The 17143-nt window shown below is 69.3% G+C and carries 20 protein-coding genes; 10 read left to right on the top strand and 10 right to left on the bottom strand.

Annotated elements, in window-relative coordinates; translation table 11 throughout:
* Positions 1–194: 194 nt before the first annotated feature.
* A complete protein-coding gene (locus C7444_RS00455) occupies positions 195–968 on the top strand; it encodes a DUF2189 domain-containing protein (protein ID WP_110398858.1) in 774 nt (257 codons plus the stop codon).
* A 95-nt stretch (positions 969–1063) separates the two neighbouring features.
* Positions 1064–1273, top strand: coding sequence for a DUF2788 domain-containing protein (locus C7444_RS00450; RefSeq protein WP_110398857.1), 210 nt, complete (start codon positions 1064–1066; stop codon positions 1271–1273).
* A 6-nt stretch (positions 1274–1279) separates the two neighbouring features.
* Here the strand turns inward: C7444_RS00450 and C7444_RS00445 are convergent, their stop codons facing one another.
* From C7444_RS00445 to C7444_RS00410, 8 genes are all read right to left on the bottom strand, one after another.
* A complete protein-coding gene (locus C7444_RS00445) occupies positions 1280–1585 on the bottom strand; it encodes an HP0495 family protein (protein WP_211317451.1) in 306 nt (101 codons plus the stop codon).
* Positions 1585–2733, bottom strand: a complete 1149-nt coding sequence (locus C7444_RS00440) for a D-alanyl-D-alanine carboxypeptidase family protein (protein ID WP_110398856.1) — start codon at positions 2731–2733, stop codon at positions 1585–1587. Before C7444_RS00440 ends, C7444_RS00445 begins: the two co-directional genes overlap by 1 nt.
* 35 nt (positions 2734–2768) lie before the next feature.
* Complete coding sequence (locus C7444_RS00435) at positions 2769–3380, bottom strand: alpha/beta hydrolase (RefSeq protein WP_110398855.1); 612 nt, start codon at positions 3378–3380, stop codon at positions 2769–2771.
* 19 nt (positions 3381–3399) lie between these two features.
* A complete protein-coding gene (locus C7444_RS00430) occupies positions 3400–3729 on the bottom strand; it encodes a (2Fe-2S) ferredoxin domain-containing protein (RefSeq protein WP_110398854.1) in 330 nt (109 codons plus the stop codon).
* Positions 3726–4874 carry a VanZ family protein gene (locus C7444_RS00425; protein ID WP_110398853.1) on the bottom strand — a complete coding sequence of 383 codons (1149 nt, stop codon included), beginning with the start codon at positions 4872–4874 and terminating at the stop codon, positions 3726–3728. Before C7444_RS00425 ends, C7444_RS00430 begins: the two co-directional genes overlap by 4 nt.
* Before the next feature lie 22 nt (positions 4875–4896).
* Entirely contained in the window at positions 4897–5337 is a 441-nt protein-coding gene (locus C7444_RS00420; protein ID WP_110398852.1) for a CopD family protein, read from the bottom strand.
* Between the two features lie 62 nt (positions 5338–5399).
* A complete protein-coding gene (locus C7444_RS00415) occupies positions 5400–5672 on the bottom strand; it encodes a hypothetical protein (RefSeq protein WP_110398851.1) in 273 nt (90 codons plus the stop codon).
* Between the two features lie 117 nt (positions 5673–5789).
* Positions 5790–7136, bottom strand: coding sequence for a protein kinase domain-containing protein (locus tag C7444_RS00410; protein WP_110399135.1), 1347 nt, complete (start codon positions 7134–7136; stop codon positions 5790–5792).
* 82 nt (positions 7137–7218) lie between these two features.
* Between C7444_RS00410 and argS the strand changes: the two genes are divergently transcribed.
* The 8 genes from argS (at position 7219) to C7444_RS00370 (ending at position 14659) form a co-directional block, all read left to right on the top strand.
* Positions 7219–8904 carry an arginine--tRNA ligase gene (argS, locus tag C7444_RS00405; RefSeq protein WP_110398850.1) on the top strand — a complete coding sequence of 562 codons (1686 nt, stop codon included), beginning with the start codon at positions 7219–7221 and terminating at the stop codon, positions 8902–8904.
* A gap of 30 nt (positions 8905–8934) precedes the next feature.
* Positions 8935–9564 carry an SPOR domain-containing protein gene (locus C7444_RS00400; RefSeq protein WP_245909339.1) on the top strand — a complete coding sequence of 210 codons (630 nt, stop codon included), beginning with the start codon at positions 8935–8937 and terminating at the stop codon, positions 9562–9564.
* A 17-nt stretch (positions 9565–9581) separates the two neighbouring features.
* A complete protein-coding gene (locus tag C7444_RS00395; protein WP_110398848.1) occupies positions 9582–10250 on the top strand; it encodes a thiol:disulfide interchange protein DsbA/DsbL in 669 nt (222 codons plus the stop codon).
* Between the two features lie 131 nt (positions 10251–10381).
* Positions 10382–10936: a lipopolysaccharide transport periplasmic protein LptA gene (lptA, locus tag C7444_RS00390; protein ID WP_170130579.1), complete on the top strand. Its 555-nt coding sequence runs from the start codon at positions 10382–10384 to the stop codon at positions 10934–10936.
* Positions 10933–11673, top strand: a complete 741-nt coding sequence (gene lptB, locus C7444_RS00385) for an LPS export ABC transporter ATP-binding protein (RefSeq protein ID WP_110398846.1) — start codon at positions 10933–10935, stop codon at positions 11671–11673. Before lptA ends, lptB begins: the two co-directional genes overlap by 4 nt.
* A 14-nt stretch (positions 11674–11687) precedes the next feature.
* Positions 11688–13379 (top strand): RNA polymerase factor sigma-54, encoded by a 1692-nt coding sequence (rpoN, locus tag C7444_RS00380; RefSeq protein WP_110398845.1) that lies wholly within the window; start codon positions 11688–11690, stop codon positions 13377–13379.
* Positions 13380–13641: 262 nt separating this feature from the next.
* The gene (locus C7444_RS00375) at positions 13642–13962 is read left to right on the top strand and encodes a hypothetical protein (RefSeq protein WP_110398844.1); all 321 of its coding nucleotides are present in this window, start codon (positions 13642–13644) and stop codon (positions 13960–13962) included.
* Between the two features lie 79 nt (positions 13963–14041).
* Positions 14042–14659 carry a hypothetical protein gene (locus C7444_RS00370; RefSeq protein ID WP_110398843.1) on the top strand — a complete coding sequence of 206 codons (618 nt, stop codon included), beginning with the start codon at positions 14042–14044 and terminating at the stop codon, positions 14657–14659.
* Between the two features lie 4 nt (positions 14660–14663).
* Here the strand turns inward: C7444_RS00370 and C7444_RS00365 are convergent, their stop codons facing one another.
* Complete coding sequence (locus C7444_RS00365; protein ID WP_110398842.1) at positions 14664–15344, bottom strand: LysE family translocator; 681 nt, start codon at positions 15342–15344, stop codon at positions 14664–14666.
* Positions 15341–17125, bottom strand: a complete 1785-nt coding sequence (gene aceK, locus C7444_RS00360) for a bifunctional isocitrate dehydrogenase kinase/phosphatase (RefSeq protein WP_110398841.1) — start codon at positions 17123–17125, stop codon at positions 15341–15343. The genes C7444_RS00365 and aceK overlap by 4 nt, the downstream gene beginning before the upstream one ends.
* Positions 17126–17143: the final 18 nt, after the last annotated feature.

Genomic DNA, 17143 nt, shown 5'->3' with positions numbered 1-17143 from the left:
TGGGGCGACGGATGGGGGTGACGGCTTTATCGGCCGGCGTCCGGCCACGCTTGAATCGCCGCGGCGCCACCTCGGGCGCAGCAGGGACTCCGGGCGAGTGCGAGTATCGGGGAACGATGCACCCCGATAGCATCATCCCTGTCGATCCCCGGTTGCGGCCATCCCGACCGCAAGCGCTGTTGCAAGGTGCCGATATGACCACTCTGGCTGTTGCGTCCTTTCCGTCCGGAAGGGTGCGTACGCTGCGCACCCTCCAACCCCTGACCTGGCTGGAGCGTGCCTGGCACGACATCCGCCGGGCGCCCGCGGCGAGTTTTGCCCACGGCGCGGTGCTGGCCCTGTTCGGCTGGGTCGTGGTGGCCGTGGCCTGGCAGCGTTTCTGGCTGCTGGCCGGTGCGCTGTCGGGTTTCCTGCTGGTGGCCCCCATCCTGGCGACCGGCCTGTACGCGATCAGCCGCGATCTCGAGCGGGGCGAGCCCGCCGGCTGGTCCTCGGTCTGGCGGGTCTGGAGCTCGCTGGATCGTCGCCTGGTCGGTTTCGGGCTCCTGCTGGCACTGGCCGGCACCGGCTGGGTGCTGACCTCGGCGGCGCTGATCACGCTGTTCGCGCCCACGCCGGTCGTCACGCCGGCCGATTTCCTGCGGCTGATCGTGTCGGAGTCCTCCGGCTGGCTGTTCGAGGCCTGGCTGATGCTGGGCGGGCTGCTGGCCGCGCCGGTGTTCGCCTCCAGCGTGGTGGCCATTCCCCTGCTGATCGATCGCCGGATCGGCCTGCTCGAGGCGGTGCTGACCAGCTGGCGCACTGTGCTCGAGAACCCCGTGCCGATGGGCGTGTGGGCGGCCGTGGTGCTCGGTTTCACGCTGCTGGGCCTGTGCTCGCTGCTGCTGGGCCTGGTGTTCGTGATCCCGATGCTGGGTCACGCCACCTGGTATGCCTACCGGGACTGCCTGCCGGCCGGCGAGCGCTGATCCGGCGTGGCGACGCCGCATCACACGGGCGGCGGCAGGCCGCATATGATCGTGGGTTCGCCCCTGGCGAGCGTTAACCCTGATCCCGGCGCACCATGTTTGGTTATTCTGAAGAGCAACTGGCCCAGTTCGGACTCACCTTCGGGGTGGGGGCCTTCATCCTCTACATGCTCTTCATCATCGCGCAGCTGGCGCGCGAGTCGAAGGCCGGGCGCTTCGGGACCTTCGTCCTGTTCGTCGTGCTGTCCTTCGGGATGGTCGGCTTCATCGCCAAGACCATCCTGACCTGGTTCATGGAAGGCTGAGCGGCCTCACAGCACGATCTTGACCATCGGGTGGGTGGTCAGCGTGCGGTAGAGCTCGTCGAGCTGCTCCCGGCTGGTGGCCGTGACCGTGACCGTCAGCCCCAGGTAGTTGCCGCTCTTGCTGGGGCGCTGCTCGATGGTCCCGGCATCGAAGCCGGGATCGAACTGCAGCACCACCGCGGTGATCGCTTCCTTGAAACCGTCCACCTGCGCGCCCATGACCTTGATCGGGAACTCGCAGGGGTAGGTGATCAGGGACTGTTCGGGCGGGATCTCTTTCATCATCATGGTCGTCGCGGTGTCGATCCGCATCACTTGATCATCAGGCGCAGACTGTCCCACGCCCGGCCGAAGATGCCGGCAGCAGGGACTTCTTCGGTCACCGTCACCGGCACCTGCGCGACCACCTTGCTGCCCGACATCACCTTGAGCGTGCCGATCTGCTGGCCCACCGTGATCGGCGCCATCAGCGGATCGGTGCGGGTCAGCTGCGGCTTGAGCTGGGCGGCCTCGCCCCGCGGGATCGTGATGAACAGCGGCTGGTTCAGGCCCAGCTTGGCGGTGTTGCTCGTGCCTTTCCACACCGGGGCGGTGGTGATGGTCTGCCTGGCGTCGTAGAGCTTGACCGTGTCCCAGGCGCTGTAGCCCCAGTTCAGCAGCTTCTGGCTCTCGGTGGCACGTGCTTCCTTGGAGTTCGCGCCCACCACGACGGTCAGCAGGCGGCGCTGGCCGGCCGGCAGATCCCGCTTGGCGGTGGCGATCAGGCAGTAGCCCGCCGCGTCGGTGTAGCCGGTCTTCAGGCCGTCGACGCTCGGGTCACGCCACAGCAGCAGGTTGCGGTTGGTCTGGGTGATCTTGTTGTAAGTGAAGTCCTTGATCGAGTAGTACTTCACCTCGCCCGGAAAGTCGCGCAGCAGGCGCGAGGCGATGATGCCCAGCTCGCGGGCGGTGCTGATGTGGCCCGGCGCGGGCAGGCCGTCGGGGTTCTTGAACTGCGTGACCTTCAGGCCGAAGGCCTGGGTCTGGCGGTTCATCATCGCGACGAAGTTCTCGAGCGTGCCACCCACCGCTTCGGCCAGCAGCACGGTGGCGTCGTTGCCGCTCTGCACGATCATGCCCTTGATCAGGTCCTCGACCTTCACCTTGGTGCCGATCTGGATGTACATGCGCGAGGCGTCGGTCATGCCGGTGCGCCAGGCGCGCTCGGACACGGTCAGCTCCTGGTCCAGCGTCAGCTTCTTCTGCTGCAGCGCCTGGAACACCAGGTAGGCGGCCATCAGCTTGGTCAGCGAGGCCGGCTCCACGGGGGTGTCGGCCTCACGCTCGGCCAGGGTCTGGTTGGCGGTCACGTCGACCAGCACATAGGCCTTGGCGGCGATGTCGGGGGCGGGGGTCTGGGCCAGCAGGGCCGTCGAAGGCAGTGCGAGGCACAGGGCCAGCAAGGCGTGCAGTGATTTCATCGGGATTCGGGTCGTGAGGGCATGAAGCCCGTGTCTCAGTGCCAGCTGCGCACGATCAGGTCGCGCAGCCGGGGCAGTTGGCCATGGAAGAAGTGACCCACGCCGGGCATGACGATGACCGGCAGCTGCTGCGGCCGGGCCCAGTCGAGCGTGGCCGACAGCGGCACGACATCGTCGCTCTCGCCGTGGATGACCAGCGTGTCGGCCGGCACGTCCGCCGGCAGCGCGCGCTGGGTCGAGGGGCCGATCAGCGCCAGGCGTTCAGGCCGTCCGGACTCGTCCAGCCGGGCCGCCGCGAGCGTGGTGACGTAGGCGCCGAAGGAAAAGCCGGCCAGCGCCAGCGGCAGGTCGGGCAGGCGGAAGGCGGCGATGACGGCCAGCAGGTCGTCGCTTTCGCCCCGGCCCTCGTCATGGCTGCCTTCGGTGGCACCGACGCCGCGGAAGTTGAAGCGCACCGCGCGGTAGCCCATCTGGACGAAGGCGCGTGCGATGGTCTGCACCACCTTGTTGTCCAGCGTGCCGCCGAACAGCGGGTGCGGGTGGGCGATCACGACCACGCCGCGCAGCGCGGCGGCGGGCTCGTCGATCGTGCAGTCGATGCGGCCGACGGGGCCGTCGATCAGCAGGCGCCGGGTCTGCGAGTTCATCGGGACAGCTCCGGGGTGCTCAGCGGCCGACGTCGTCGGCCAGCCGCAGGCGCTCGACCACCTGGCCGTTGCGCAGGTGCGATTCGACGATCTCCTCGATGTCGGTCTTGTCCACGAAGGTGTACCAGACCGCGTCGGGGTAGACCACCGCCACCGGGCCGCCGGCGCAGCGGTCCAGGCAGCCGGCCTTGTTCACCCGCACCTGGCCCGGACCGGCCAGCCCCGCCTTCTTGACGGTGGCCTTGCAGTGCTCGAAGGCCTCCTGGGCGCCATGGTTGGCGCAGCAGTCCTCGCCGGACGGGCGCTGGTTGAGGCAGAAGAAGATGTGGCGCTGGAAGTAACTGCTCATGGGTCGATTGTAGGAGTGCGAGGGGTGTCGGCCCGCCGGGCCGGGGCCGGAACGTCGATCAGATGCGCCAGCAGAAAGGTCATCGCGGCGAAGGGCCACAGCCAGCCCACCCACTGCGCCAGGCCGTGGAAACGGATGAAACGGCCCTGCTCCCAGCCCTGCAGGCTGTCGGCGAAATAGGGGTCGGGCGCGATCTGGCTGACCAGCGCGATCAGCGAGTTGATCGCCAGCAGGCCGATCGCGGCCACCGCCCGGCGCGGCAGCCAGGCCATGGCCACGCCCAGCACCAGCGCGGTGGCCAGGGCCGGTCGGGTGGGCGGGGTCAGCCAGGCCAGCGCGTATTCGGGCGAGAAGTTCAGCGCGGTCGACAGCGTGGTGGCCACCAGCCCCAGGCCCAGCGAGCCCAGCATCAGCACGATGCGGTGGCGTGGCCGCCGCGACATGATGTAGGCCACGAAGCAGGGCGCCAGCGCGCCGAGCGTGGTCGAGATCAGCTCCAGCAGCGGGGCGAGCTGGCCGTGCGGCGTGGGCAGCGGCAGCCAGATGGCCAGCGTCGAGTCGGCCAGCGTGTCGGTGATGGCCTCCATCAGGCGGCCCAGGCCCTGTCCCAGCGCCAGCGGCAGCGGCGGGGGAAACAGCAGCCCGACCGGCCACGAGAGCAGCAGGGCCAGCCCGGCGGTGCCGTGGGGCACGAACCACTGGTCACGCAGCTGCTGCCAGTGGCGCAGCCAGCCCAGCCGGGCGGCCGCCAGCGCCAGCAAGGCGCCGGTGCCGGCGCCGGCGCTGTTCATCGCCAGGTCGATGCGCGACGGATAACGCCGGGGCAGCAGGTGCTGCAGCGTCTCCATGCTCCAGGACAACAGGCCGGCCAGCAGCAGGGCGCTCAGCCCCGCCAGCCAGGGCCGCCAGTCCGCGCGCAGGAAGCCGATCGCCAGCAGCAGTCCGATCGGCAGGTAGCCCAGGTAGTTGGATCCCAGGTCGAAGGGCGACGAGTAGTGCGGCATCGGCGGCCACACCAGCGCCGTCCAGCCGGCGGTGTCGAGCACGGCCGGCCAGCGCCAGCCGGCAAAGGGATGCAGGCTGGCATAGACGATCAGCGCAGCCCAGATCCCGGCCAGCGGCCAGGCGGACGAGCGTGAGGACATGATCGGCGACCGCGGTGGTGGCTCAGAAGGGCTTGACCACCACCAGCACGACGATGGCGGCGAACAGCAGCACCGAGCACTCGTTGTAGACGCGGAACCAGCGGTGGCTGCGGCGGTTCTCGCGCGCCTCGAAGGAGCGCAGGATGCGGCGGTTCCAGTGGTGATAGCCGATGACGGCCAGCACCAGCGTCAGCTTGGCATGCAGCCAGCCGTTGCCAGGCCCGCGCCACAGCCCGAAGCCCAGCCACAGCACCAGCCCGGTGACCAGCGCCACGACCATCAGCAGGGTCGCGAAGCGTTGCAGCTTGTCGGCCATCAGCAGCAGCCGCTCGCGTTCGGCCTGGCTGTCGGAGGGCACCATGGCCAGGTTCACGAAGAGGCGGGGCTGGTAGAACAGCCCCGCGAACCAGCTGGCCACGAAGATGATGTGCAGGGCCTTGACCCAGAGGTAGAGATGGCTCATGGGGCCATCATACGAAGAGCGGCCGACGGCCGCCCACCTTCAGGCCCTGCAGGCCGGCGGATTCACTTGGCGGCGTCGGCCACGCACTTCTTGACGAAACTGTTCTTGGCCGCGCCGGCCAGCTTCTTCTCCGCGGCCTTCATGTCGCAGGCGGCCTGGGCGGGGGGCACGGCGGCCGCGCCGCTGTCCTTCTCGCACTTCTTGACGAAGCTGTTCTTGGCCGCGCCGGCCAGCTTCTTCTCGGCGGCCTTCTCGGCGCAGGTGGCGTCGGCGGCGTAGGCGACCTGGCCCAGGCTGGCCAGGGCGAGAGCGGCGATGGTGATGATGGTCTTCATGTCGGTTTCCTCTTCCACGATGTGATCTGCAGCGTGCTGCTGCCCGCGCATTGGAGCGCGGTCGGCGCCGGCAGGCAAGCGCGTGGATCGGCACATGGACGCACAGGTACCGTGGCGTCAGAGGATGCGTCGCGGGTGGGCGAGCGATTCGTGGGCGGCGTGCAGGCGCCGCACCAGCACCCGGATGAAGGCCTCGTCGAAGAGGTGGCGCGAGTTCGGGCTCAGCCGCGCCAGCGTGTCGGGCGTGAAGGAGATGGTCGTGCTGGCCTCGGTCACGACGATGTCGGCGCTGTGCTGGCGCAGTTCCGGGCTGGGCGCGAGGTAGGCCATCTCGCCCACCGAGGTGCCGCTGCCGAGCTGGGCCACGCGCCGGCCCTCGCGGTAGACCTCGACCGCCCCGGCGGCGATGATGTGGAAGGTGCGGCCCTCGTCGCCGCGGCTGTAGAGCGGGTGGCCGACCGGGAAGCGCTGCCAGCGCGCCCGGTGCACGACCTCCCAGAGCGCCACGTCGCCGAACTGGGTGAAGAAGTCCAGCGTGCGCAGCAGCGTGAAGCGCTCCGAGTCGAGCACGCCCTGCAGCGCGCCGCGGGGCACGTGGTGCAGGCTGACCAGCTGCGACAGCGCTTCGCCGACCTCGTCCCAGGTCGCGTAGCGGTCACCGGCCTGCTTGGCCAGGCAGCGCTGCACCACCTGGTCGAGCGCCGGGGTCACGCCGGTGCGCAGGTTGACCAGCGACGGCGGGTGGGCGTGGCAGATCTGGTGCATCAGCGTGGCCTGGCTGACGCCGTCGAACGGGGGCTGGCCTGCGATCAGGTGGTAGAGCAGCGCGCCCAGCGAGTAGATGTCGGCGCGCGCGTCGAGCTCGCTGCCGTCGAGCTGCTCGGGCGACATGTAGGCCAGCGAGCCGACCCGGTGCACCTGGGTGGCCTCGGAGGTCAGGTTCAGCGCGCTGCCGAAGTCGCCGATCTTCACGTCGGTCACGACCCCCTGGGCCTCGACGGCAAAGATGTTGGCGGGCTTGACGTCGCGGTGGATCAGGCCCTGGCGGTAGCAGTAGCCCAGCGCCATCGCGCACTTGAAGCCGATTTCGACGATCTGCTCCAGCGGCAGCAGGTGGTCGGGCTGGCAGTAGGCCCGCAGCGTCGTGCCCGGCACGTACTCCATGACCAGGTAAGGCTCGACCGGGTCGGGCACGGCATCGTAGATGTCGACCACGTTGGGGTGGTGCAGCCGGCCGGCCAGCGCGGCCTCGGAGGCGAAGAAGCGCGAGAACACATGCCCGTCGGTGGCGTCGCGCAGCATGCTGCCGCGCACCCGCTTGACCGCGACCGGCCGGTCGTTGAACTCGTCATGGCCCAGGAAGACTTCGCTGGTCGTGCCCTCGCCGATGCGGCGCATGATGCGGTACTTGCCGATGCGCAGCGGCATGGCACCCGAGGGTGGGCTGGAGGAAGAGGTGGGCATGATCACTGCCCGATCTTTTCACTCGCGGCCGGCAGCGGCAAGTGCGTAATGCCGCCGGGAGCCCCAACCGTAGAATCCGCGCATGATCCAAGCCAAAGATGACTTGCTGCTCGCCCTGAGGGACGCGGTGGCACAGGTGGCGCCCGAGTCGCAGGTCGCTCCCGCCTTCGAAAGCCCCAAGCAGGCCGCCCATGGCGACCTTGCCTGCACCCTGGCCATGCAGCTGGCCCGGCCGCTGCGCAAGAACCCGCGCGAGCTCGCCCAGGCGCTGGTCACCGCCCTGCAGCAGCAGGCGGCGGTGCAGCGCTGGGTCGAGTCGATGGACATCGCCGGGCCGGGCTTCATCAACCTGAAGCTCAAGCCCGCCGCGCGCCAGCAGATCGTCTCGGCGGTGCTGGGTGCCGGCGAGCGCTACGGCAGCCAGCCGGCCCAGGGCCGGCGCGCGATGGTCGAGTTCGTCTCGGCCAACCCGACCGGGCCGCTGCACGTGGGCCACGGCCGCCAGGCGGCACTGGGCGATGCGCTGTGCAACCTCTACGCCACGCAGGGCTGGGACGTGCACCGCGAGTTCTACTACAACGACGCGGGGGTGCAGATCGGCACGCTGGCCACGTCGACGCAGTGCCGCATCAAGGGCCTCAAGCCCGGCGACGCCGGCTGGCCGGAGTCGGCCTACAACGGCGACTACATCGCCGACATCGCCCGCGGTTTCCTGGCGCGCGAGACGGTCAAGGCCGACGACCGCGAGTTCACCGCCTCGGGCGACCCGGACGACCTCGACGGCATCCGCCAGTTCGCCGTGGCCTACCTGCGCCACGAGCAGGACCTGGACCTGCAGGCCTTCGGCGTGCGCTTCGATCACTACTTCCTCGAGTCCGGCCTCTACAGCAGCGGCCAGGTCGCCGCGGCGGTGCAGAAACTCAGCGACGCGGGCAAGACCTTCGAGGAGGGTGGCGCGCTCTGGCTGCGCTCGACCGACTACGGTGACGACAAGGACCGTGTGATGCGCAAGTCCGACGGCACGTTCACCTACTTCGTGCCGGACGTGGCCTACCACATCGACAAGTGGCAGCGGGGCTTCGACAAGGTCGTCAACGTGCAGGGCAGCGACCACCACGGCACGATCGCCCGGGTGCGCGCGGGCCTGCAGGCCGCAGGCGTGGGCATCCCGCTGGGCTGGCCCGACTACGTGCTGCACAAGATGGTCACAGTGATGCGCGGCGGCGAGGAGGTCAAGATCTCCAAGCGTGCCGGCAGCTACGTGACGCTGCGCGACCTGATCGACTGGACCAGCCGCGATGCGGTGCGCTTCTTCCTGATCAGCCGCAAGGCCGATACCGAGTTCGTCTTCGACGTCGATCTGGCGCTGAAGGAGGACGACGAGAACCCGGTGATCTACGTGCAGTATGCGCATGCGCGCATCCGCTCGGTGCTGGCGAAGTACGTCGAGCAGCACGGTGGCGTGCTGGCCGACCTGGGCGCGGCCGACCTGAGCCTGCTGGTCGAGCCGACCGAGGCCACGCTGATGAACAAGCTGTCGGACTACCCCGAGATGCTGACGCGTGCCGCCGGTGACCTGGCGCCGCACGATGTCGCGTTCTACCTGCGTGACCTCGCCGCGCTCTATCACGGCTACTACGCGGCCGTGCGTTTCCTGGTCGACGACGCCGCGCTGATGCGTGCCCGCATGGCGCTGCTGGCGGCCACCGCCCAGGTGCTGCGCAATGCGCTGGCGGTGCTCGGCGTCGGTGCGCCCGATCGCATGTGATCTGACGAACCTCCAGAGGAGTGATGGGTGATGGCGACAAGCATGAAGCGTCAGCGGGGCGGCTTCGGCCTGGGCATGGTCGTGGGCCTGCTGGTCGGGCTGGCGGTCGCCCTGGCGGTGGCCCTGTACGTGACGAAGGCACCGGTGCCGTTCGTGGACAAGGTGCCCCAGCGCACCCAGGAGCAGGACGCGGCCGAGACCGAGCGCAACCGCAACTGGGACCCGAACGCACCGCTGTACGGCAAGAACCCCGCCCGTGCGCCCGCCGGGGTCGCCAGCGGGGTGGTGCAGTCCGGTGCGGCCCAGCCGCCGGCGGCGGCACCCGCACCGGCGGCCACGCCGTCGGCCGTGGTCGCCGCACCCCGTCCGGCGGCCGCCGCGTCGGCGGCATCGTCCGCCGCTCGTTCGGGCAGTGCTGAAGGCACGCAGTTCTACGTGCAAGTTGGTGCCTACACACGCACCGAGGATGCCGAGCAGCAGCGTGCCAAGCTCGCCATCAGCGGCCTGACCGCCAGAATCACGGAACGCGAACAGAGCGGACGGATCATCTACCGGGTACGTCTGGGGCCCTTCGACACGCAGTCCGACGCCGAGAAGGCCAAGGAAGAGGCGGCAGGGGCTGGTTATGGCGAATCCGCGCTGGTGCGCGTCGCCAAGTGAATCTGAAAGGACTGGTCATGGATCGTCGCGCATTCATCGCGCAGGGCAGTGCGCTGCTGGTGGCGGGTGGTGCAGCAGGTGCCGCGTCGGCGCAGGCTGTTTTCCAGGAGGGGCGCCACTACGTGCGCCTGCCGCAGTCGGTGGCGGTGTCGGTGCCGGCCGGCAAGATCGAGGTGGTCGAGTTCTTCTGGTACGGCTGCCCGCACTGCAACGCGTTCGAGCCGACGCTGGAGGCCTGGGTCAAGAAGCTGCCGGCCGACGTGGTGTTCCGCCGCGTGCATGTGGGCTTCCGGCCGAGTTTCGAGCCGCAGCAGCGCCTGGCGCTGACGCTGGAGACGATGGGCCTGATGGACAGCCTGCAGCGCAAGGTCTTCCATCGCATCCATGTCGAGGGCGAGCGCCTGGACCGGCCCGAGGCCATCATCGCCTGGGCCGTGGCCAACGGCGTCGACGAGGCGAAGTTCAAGGAGATCTTCAACTCCTTTGGCATGGCCAACCGGGTGCGCCAGAGCAGCAAGCTGGCCGAGGCCTACAAGATCGAGGGCGTGCCGGCGCTGGGCGTGCACGGCCGCTTCTACACCTCGCCCGCGCTGGCGGGTGGCGACAACGCGCCCGAAGCCGTCGGCCACGGCCGGGCGCTGCAGCTGGTAGACCAGCTGATCCTGCGCGCGCGCAAGGGCACCTGATCCCCGCGGGCGCGTGCCGTGTCCTGGCGGACACGGACGTGTCATCGAGACCACAGGCAGATAAAGGCTCGCGGCGAAGGTCGTGAGCCTTTATGCTTCGTGGCTACAATCAATGCAAAATTCATGCCGCAATGCGTCCGCTGCCCAACGCTCTCCTCGCCCTGGCCTTGATGGTCTCGATCGGCCTGCCTGCCCGGGCGGCCGACCGGGATGAACCGCTGACGGTGGATGCCGGCCAGATGAAGATCGACGGCAAGCGCCGCACCCGCCAGCTCACCGGCGGGGTCGAGATCACGCGCGGCTCGCTGGTGCTCAAGGCCGGCGAGGTCGAGATGCGCGAAGGACCCCGGGGGGCGCTGGCCACCGCGCTGGGCACGGCCGCCCAGCCGGCGACCTTCCGCCAGAAGCGCGTCGGCCCCGACGAGGTGATCGAGGGTGACGCCCGGCGCATCGAATACGACGCGGCCTCCGAGACCGTGCGCTTCATCGAGGCCGCCCGCGTACGGGTCTACCGCGACGGCAAGCTGGCCGACCAGGTCAGCGGCGACCAGATCACCTACGACCGCCAGCGTGACGTCGTCGAGGTGCTGGGCGCGACCGGCGCCGTGCCGGGACGGGTGCGGGCGGTGGTGACCCCGCGGGCTGCGTCCGATGCGGCCTCGGCGCCGGCGGGAGGCGCCCGATGAGCGTGCTGGAAGCCGAAGGCCTGCAGAAGAGCTACGGCGCACGCAAGGTCGTCAAGGAGGTGCACCTGTCGGTGCACAGCGGCGAGGTGGTCGGCCTGCTCGGCCCGAACGGCGCGGGCAAGACGACCAGCTTCTACATGCTGGTCGGCCTGGTGCGAGCCGATGCCGGCCGCATCCGCATCGACGGGGCGGCGATCGAGCGCCTGCCGATCCACGAGCGTGCCCGCCTCGGGCTGTCCTACCTGCCGCAGGAGGCCTCGATCTTCCGCCGCCTGACCGTCGAGGAGAACATCCGCGCCGTGCTCGAGCTGCAGGTCGACGAGCAGGGGCGGGCGCTGCGCAAGGACCGCATCGAGCAGCTGCTCGACGGCCTGCTGAGCGATCTGTCGATCGGCAAGCTGCGCGACAGCCCCGCCCCGGCGCTGTCCGGTGGCGAGCGCCGCCGGGTCGAGATCGCCCGTGCGCTGGCGACCCAGCCACGCTTCATCCTGCTCGACGAGCCGTTTGCCGGCGTCGATCCGATCGCGGTGATCGAGATCCAGCGCATCATCGAATTCCTCAAGGCCCGTGGCATCGGGGTGCTGATCACCGACCACAACGTGCGCGAGACGCTCGGCATCTGCGACCGGGCCTACATCATCAGTGAGGGTCGGGTGCTGTACGAAGGCACGCCGGCCGAAATCGTCGAGAACCCGGATGTTCGCAAGGTCTATCTGGGCGAGAACTTCCGCATGTGAACAAAGGCTGATCCGTGAAACCGTCCTTGCAGGTCCGCCTCTCGCAGCACCTGGCGCTCACGCCCCAGCTGCAGCAATCGATCAGGCTCTTGCAGCTCTCGACGCTCGAGTTGCATCAGGAAGTCGAGCAGATGCTCGAGCAGAACCCGTTCCTCGAGACCGACGACGACATGCCCCTGCCCGATCGCACCGCGCTGGAAGCGCCGGCGCCCGATCGGACCAGCGCCTCCGAGGAGGCCTGGGATGGCGCGGAAACCGGCTCCAGTCCTTCGGACACCCCGGCCGAGCCGGACGTGGCCGTCGACCAGATGGAGTTTGGCGCGACCGAGCGTGACGACTGGGAAAACGGCACCGAGCGGGACGATTTCGACGGCATCGCCGAGTCCCCGGGCGTGCGCAACGGCGCCCTCGACGACGACGACACCGACTGGAGCGAACGCTCCACCGTCGCGCTGACGCTGGCCGACCACCTGCGCACCCAGCTGCGCGGCCTGCACCTGCAGCCGGTCGACGCGCTGCTGGTCGAGGCCCTGATCGATTCGCTCAGCGAGGACGGTTACTTGGCCGACCGGCTGGAGGACATCGCCGATCGCCTGGCCGACAGCCTGGAGCTGGGCAGCTTCCCGACGGTGGCCAGCCTGGTGCACGAGCCGGTGCCGGCCCTCGAGGGGGAACTGGTGGCGATGGTGGAGGACGCCGTCGCCGAAGCCGCGGCCTGGGCCGACGAGCAAGAGCCCGACGTCGAACTGCTGCGCGAGGATCTGCTCGGCCGGCTGCGCTGCGCGCTGGCCTGGCTGCAGAACATGGAGCCCACCGGCGTGGGCGCGCGGGACCTGTCCGAGTGCCTGCTGCTGCAGCTGCGTGAGCTGCCCGGCAGCGAGGCCCGCACCGTGGCCATGCGCATCTGCAACGGCCACCTGGAGCTGCTCGGCCGGCGTGACGTCAAGAAGCTGGTGGCGGCCACCGCCTCCAGCGAGGACCTCATCCGCGCCGCGCAGAGCCTGATCGTCACGCTCGAGCCCAAGCCGGGGCGGCGCTTCTCGCGCGCCGAGGCCAACATCATCGTGCCCGACGTGATCGTGCAGAAGTCGGGGCGCGGCTGGCGCGTGGTGCTGAACCCGGACGTGATGCCCAAGCTGCGCATCAACGACATGTACGCGCAGGTGCTGCGCCAGCACCGCGGCCAGCAGAAGAGCGCGGGCAACGGCGCCGACGAGGCCGGTTCGTCCCTGTCGGCGCGCCTTCAGGAGGCCCGCTGGTTCGTCAAGAACATCCTGCAGCGCTTCGACACCATCCAGCGCGTCTCGCAGGCCATCGTCGAGCGCCAGAAGGGCTTCTTCACGCACGGCGAGATCGCGATGAAGCCGCTGGTGCTGCGCGAGATCGCCGACGAGCTGGGCCTGCACGAGTCGACCATCTCGCGCGTGACGACGGCCAAGTACATGAACACGCCGTTCGGCACCTTTGAGCTGAAGTACTTCTTCGGCAGCTCGCTCAACACCGATGCCGGCGGCAACGCGTCGAGCACGGCGGTGCGGGCGCTGATCAAGCAGTTCGTCGCCGCCGAGGACCCGAAGAAGCCGCTGTCGGACAGCCAGCTCAGCGACATGCTCGAGGAGCAGGGCATCCAGGTCGCGCGCCGCACGGTGGCCAAGTACCGCGAGGCGCTGAAGATCTCGCCTGCCAACCAGCGCAAGGCGATGTGAGCCCTGTCCGCGGTGCCCGATGGTGCAGTGCGCGCCATCCATGCACCATCCCTGCCCATCGGCGACGGGTTCGTGTGCCCGGTACCGGGGCAGGCATGCGCCGGGACTTGACAGTCGCCCTTTCCGCGACTAGGGACCGACCCTGATGCCTGATGCTGGTACCGGGCGTCCGGCGTGATGCCGCTCACGCTCGCTCACATGCTGATGCAGATTTGCGCGTTTGCGAGGGTGGTGCGGCACGGCGTCTGCATGGAGCATGGTCATGGGAGACGACACCATGATCGACAGCAACCGACAACGACTGGCCGGCCGCATCCACGACCTCCTGCTCTACGAGCTGGGAGAGGACGTGGACATGAACCTGATGCTGGGGCCGCCCGAATACGCCCGTGCGGTGCTCAGCCTGTGCCGCGCCAGCGGCAACGCCGAGCTCGTGCGCCTGGGCGACGAGTTTTCCCGCCTGCCGATGCCTCCGGCGGGCCGGCCCCTGTCGGTCGGCGGGGGGAGACGAGGCCAGGGCCAGCAGGTCGGCGTGGTGATGTCCGCGGCCGGCGTGCCCTCGAGCATGACGCCGCTGTCCTGACCGTCTTCCCGTCCACGCGGGACGCGCCGGGCTTGCGCGCCGTCAGGCGGGCGCCGGCCGGCTGCCCTAGCATCGCCGCATGCTTGATCTTCTGCTGGCGTCGGTCGCCTTGATGGCCGCCCTGTCCTGCCGCCCCTGGCGTGCGGTCGGCTGGTCCGGGCCACCCTGGCCCTGGCTGTTGTGGTGTGCGCTGCTGCCCTGGGCCTGGAGCAGCGACCGGCTGGTGGCCAGCGCGGTGCTGCAGCCGCTGTCGGGCGCGTCGCTGCTGGTGCTGATGGCCGGCTGGCCGCTGGCGATGCTGTGCCTGGTGCCCGTCACGCTGATGATGATCGGCGTGGCCCATGTCGACGCCGCCGAAGCCCTGCACCGCATGGTCTGGCTCGGCGTGCTGCCGGGCACGCTGGCGATGGTGCTGGGGGCCGGGGTGCGGCGCTGGCTGCCGCATCACCTGTTCGTCTACATCCTGGGCCGGGGGTTCTTCGCGACCCTGCTGGCCACCGCCTGCTCGGGCTGGCTGGCCTGGTGGTGGGGTGACAGGTCCCCGCTGCTGGATCCGGCCGAGCAGATGATCGGTCGCTGGCTGGCCGCCTGGGGTGATGCGGTGCTCAGCGGCATGCTGGCGTCGATCTTCGTGGCCTTCCGTCCGCAGTGGCTGGCCACCTACTCGGACCAGCTCTACCTGCCCCCGTCCCGCTGAGCGCTCAGGGGCGCGGCAGGTCGCTCAGCGCCAGTCGCACGGCCAGCGCCATGAAGAGGCCGCCGCCCAGCGCCTGCAGGCCGCGCTGCAGGCCCGGACGCCGCCCCAGCCCGCGCAGCCGGGCGACCGCCGCCACCAGCACCGCCAGGAACAGCGCGCCCTGCAGCACCAGCCAGATCCCCAGCACCAGGAAGGCCTGCGTCTTGTCGGGCGCGTCGGCACGGATGAACTGCGGCAGGAAGGCCAGCACGAACAGCGCGACCTTCGGGTTGAGCACATTGGTCAGCAGCCCGAGGCGGAAATCGGCCCAGCCCGAGCGGGCGTTCGTGGTGCCGGCGGGCGTCGCGGCGGCCGTCCTCCCCGGACGCGCCAGGGCCGTCCGCAGCAGCCCCCAGCCCAGCCACGCCAGGTAGGCCGCGCCGCCCCAGCTGATCAGCTGGAAGGCCCGGCCGGCCACCGCCAGCAGCGCGGCCAGCCCGAAGGCGGCCAGCAGCGTGTGCACCAGGCAGCCCGCGACGATGCCCGCGGCCGTGGCCAGGCCGGCACGCGGCCCACCCTGCAGCGTGCGCGAGAGGGTGCAGAGCATGTCCACCCCGGGGGTCGCGTTGAGCACGAGGACCGTGCCGGAGAACAGCGCCAGGTGCTGCAGCCCCAGGCCGCTCGACAGTTCGGACAGAGGGATCATGGAGAGGCCAGGTCGTCCATCACGCGCCGTTCACGCTGGTGTGCAAAGCGCTTTTCAGGATCGTAGGGAAAGACGTCGTGCACGTGGCCGGCGTTGATGCGCCGCTGGTGCTGCTGCCAGAAGTCCGCCTCGAGCAGGTCGCCGTGGTGTTTCATGAACACCTGCCGCACCGCCGGATGGCCCAGCAGGAAGGGGCCGAAGGTCTCGGGAAACACGTCCCTGGGGCCGACCGAATACCAGACCTCGCCGCTCATCTCCTCTTCTTCGTTGCGCGGGGGCGGCACGCGGCGGAAGTTGCAGTCCGTGACGTACTCGATCTCGTCGTAGTCGTAGAAGACCACCTTGCCCTGGCGCATCACGCCGAAGTTCTTCCACAGCATGTCGCCCGGGAAGATGTTGGCCGCCACCATGTCCTTGATCGCGTTGCCGTACTCGATCACCACCTTCTCGACCTGGGCGGGCGTGGCGTCCTGCAGGTAGATGTTCAGCGGGATCATGCGGCGCTCGATGTAGACGTGGCGGATCACCAGCGTCTCGCCGTCGTCCTCGATCAGGCTGGGGCAGAAGTGCCGCAGCTCGGCGATGACCTCGTCGTCGAAGCGCGCCCGCGGGAAGGCGACGTTGCTGAACTCCAGCGTGTCGGCCATGCGACCGACCCGGTCGTGCTGCTTGACCAGCAGGTACTTGCCCTGGATGAGCTCGCGGCTCGTGTCCTTCTGCAGCGGGTAGAAGTCCTTGATGCACTTGAACACGAAGGGAAAGCTGGGCAGGTCGAACACCAGCATCACCATGCCCTTGATGCCCGGGGCGATGCGGAAGCGGTCGCTGCTGTGGCGCAGGTGGTAGAGGAAGTCGCGGTAGAACAGGTTCTTGCCGTGCTTCTGCAGGCCCAGCGCGTTGTAAATCTCGCTGCGCGGCTTGCGCGGCATCATCGAGCGCAGGAACTGCACGCAGGCCGAGGGGATCTCCATGTCGACCATGAAATAGGCCCGCGCGAAGCTGAACAGCCCCTGCAGATCGTCTTCGCCGAACAGCGCCGCGTCGATCACCAGCCGGCCCTGCGGGTCGTGCAGGATGGGCAGCGCGAACGGGATCTCGCTGTAGCCGTTGACGATCTTGCCCACCACGTAGGCGCCCTTGTTGCGGAAGAACAGCGAGGCCAGCACCTGGATCTGGAAGTTCGCCCGCAGCTGGCTGTCGCCGAGCTGGCGCAGCACCGCCTTGCGCACGTCGTGCACGTCGCGCTCGAGGTCGTCGAACGGGCGCTGCAGCTGGAAGTGGGTGATCGTGAGGGTGAGGGCCTGCTGCAGCGTCTCCTCGGTCGGGTAGTAGGCGCGGTAGGTCGGTGTGGCCGCCGGCTCCTCGTTCTCGATGTACTCGGTGCTGACCGCCGGCCGCACGAAGATGAAGTCGTTGTGGAAGTAGCTGCGGTGCAGGATCTTGGTGGTGACCGAGTTGAAGAAGGTCTCCGCCAGCTCCGGCTGGTGGTGGTCGATCAGCAGGCCGATGTAGTGCAGCTTGACCTGGTGCCAGGTGTCGCTGGACAGGCTCGAGGCCTGGAACTCGTGCTGCAGCCGCTCGACCGCCTCCTGCACCCGCAGGTCGTAGAACTCGATGCGTTCGCGCTGGGCCCGCTGCTGGCCGTGCCAGTCGGCGGCCTCGAAACGCTGCCGGGCCGCGGCGCTGGTCTCGCGGAACAGGCGATAGTGCCGGTTGAAGCCGGCGATCAGGGCCGCGGCGATGTCGAAGGCGCGACCGTCATCGAGCTGCTGCGGGTGCATGGCGCGCCTGGGGACGGT

The sequence above is a fragment of the Sphaerotilus hippei genome (genome assembly GCF_003201595.1).
Lineage (GTDB): Bacteria > Pseudomonadota > Gammaproteobacteria > Burkholderiales > Burkholderiaceae_C > Sphaerotilus > Sphaerotilus hippei.
This window is presented reverse-complemented; position numbering and strand designations above follow the sequence as displayed.

What these genes read in the sequence shown, in the direction of transcription:
- C7444_RS00365 (WP_110398842.1), bottom strand. Translation starts at nt 15,344, where the DNA reads ATGATCCCTCTGTCCGAACTGTCGAGCGGCCTGGGGCTGCAGCACCTG.
- C7444_RS00440 (WP_110398856.1), bottom strand. Translation starts at nt 2,733, where the DNA reads ATGAAATCACTGCACGCCTTGCTGGCCCTGTGCCTCGCACTGCCTTCG.
- aceK (WP_110398841.1), bottom strand. Translation starts at nt 17,125, where the DNA reads ATGCACCCGCAGCAGCTCGATGACGGTCGCGCCTTCGACATCGCCGCG.
- C7444_RS00415 (WP_110398851.1), bottom strand. Translation starts at nt 5,672, where the DNA reads ATGAAGACCATCATCACCATCGCCGCTCTCGCCCTGGCCAGCCTGGGC.
- C7444_RS00455 (WP_110398858.1), top strand. Translation starts at nt 195, where the DNA reads ATGACCACTCTGGCTGTTGCGTCCTTTCCGTCCGGAAGGGTGCGTACG.
- C7444_RS00410 (WP_110399135.1), bottom strand. Translation starts at nt 7,136, where the DNA reads ATGCCCACCTCTTCCTCCAGCCCACCCTCGGGTGCCATGCCGCTGCGC.
- C7444_RS00445 (WP_211317451.1), bottom strand. Translation starts at nt 1,585, where the DNA reads ATGCGGATCGACACCGCGACGACCATGATGATGAAAGAGATCCCGCCC.
- lptB (WP_110398846.1), top strand. Translation starts at nt 10,933, where the DNA reads ATGAGCGTGCTGGAAGCCGAAGGCCTGCAGAAGAGCTACGGCGCACGC.
- C7444_RS00450 (WP_110398857.1), top strand. Translation starts at nt 1,064, where the DNA reads ATGTTTGGTTATTCTGAAGAGCAACTGGCCCAGTTCGGACTCACCTTC.
- C7444_RS00425 (WP_110398853.1), bottom strand. Translation starts at nt 4,874, where the DNA reads ATGTCCTCACGCTCGTCCGCCTGGCCGCTGGCCGGGATCTGGGCTGCG.
- C7444_RS00430 (WP_110398854.1), bottom strand. Translation starts at nt 3,729, where the DNA reads ATGAGCAGTTACTTCCAGCGCCACATCTTCTTCTGCCTCAACCAGCGC.
- C7444_RS00395 (WP_110398848.1), top strand. Translation starts at nt 9,582, where the DNA reads ATGGATCGTCGCGCATTCATCGCGCAGGGCAGTGCGCTGCTGGTGGCG.
- C7444_RS00370 (WP_110398843.1), top strand. Translation starts at nt 14,042, where the DNA reads ATGCTTGATCTTCTGCTGGCGTCGGTCGCCTTGATGGCCGCCCTGTCC.
- C7444_RS00420 (WP_110398852.1), bottom strand. Translation starts at nt 5,337, where the DNA reads ATGAGCCATCTCTACCTCTGGGTCAAGGCCCTGCACATCATCTTCGTG.
- C7444_RS00375 (WP_110398844.1), top strand. Translation starts at nt 13,642, where the DNA reads ATGGGAGACGACACCATGATCGACAGCAACCGACAACGACTGGCCGGC.
- argS (WP_110398850.1), top strand. Translation starts at nt 7,219, where the DNA reads ATGATCCAAGCCAAAGATGACTTGCTGCTCGCCCTGAGGGACGCGGTG.
- C7444_RS00435 (WP_110398855.1), bottom strand. Translation starts at nt 3,380, where the DNA reads ATGAACTCGCAGACCCGGCGCCTGCTGATCGACGGCCCCGTCGGCCGC.
- C7444_RS00400 (WP_245909339.1), top strand. Translation starts at nt 8,935, where the DNA reads ATGGCGACAAGCATGAAGCGTCAGCGGGGCGGCTTCGGCCTGGGCATG.
- lptA (WP_170130579.1), top strand. Translation starts at nt 10,382, where the DNA reads ATGCGTCCGCTGCCCAACGCTCTCCTCGCCCTGGCCTTGATGGTCTCG.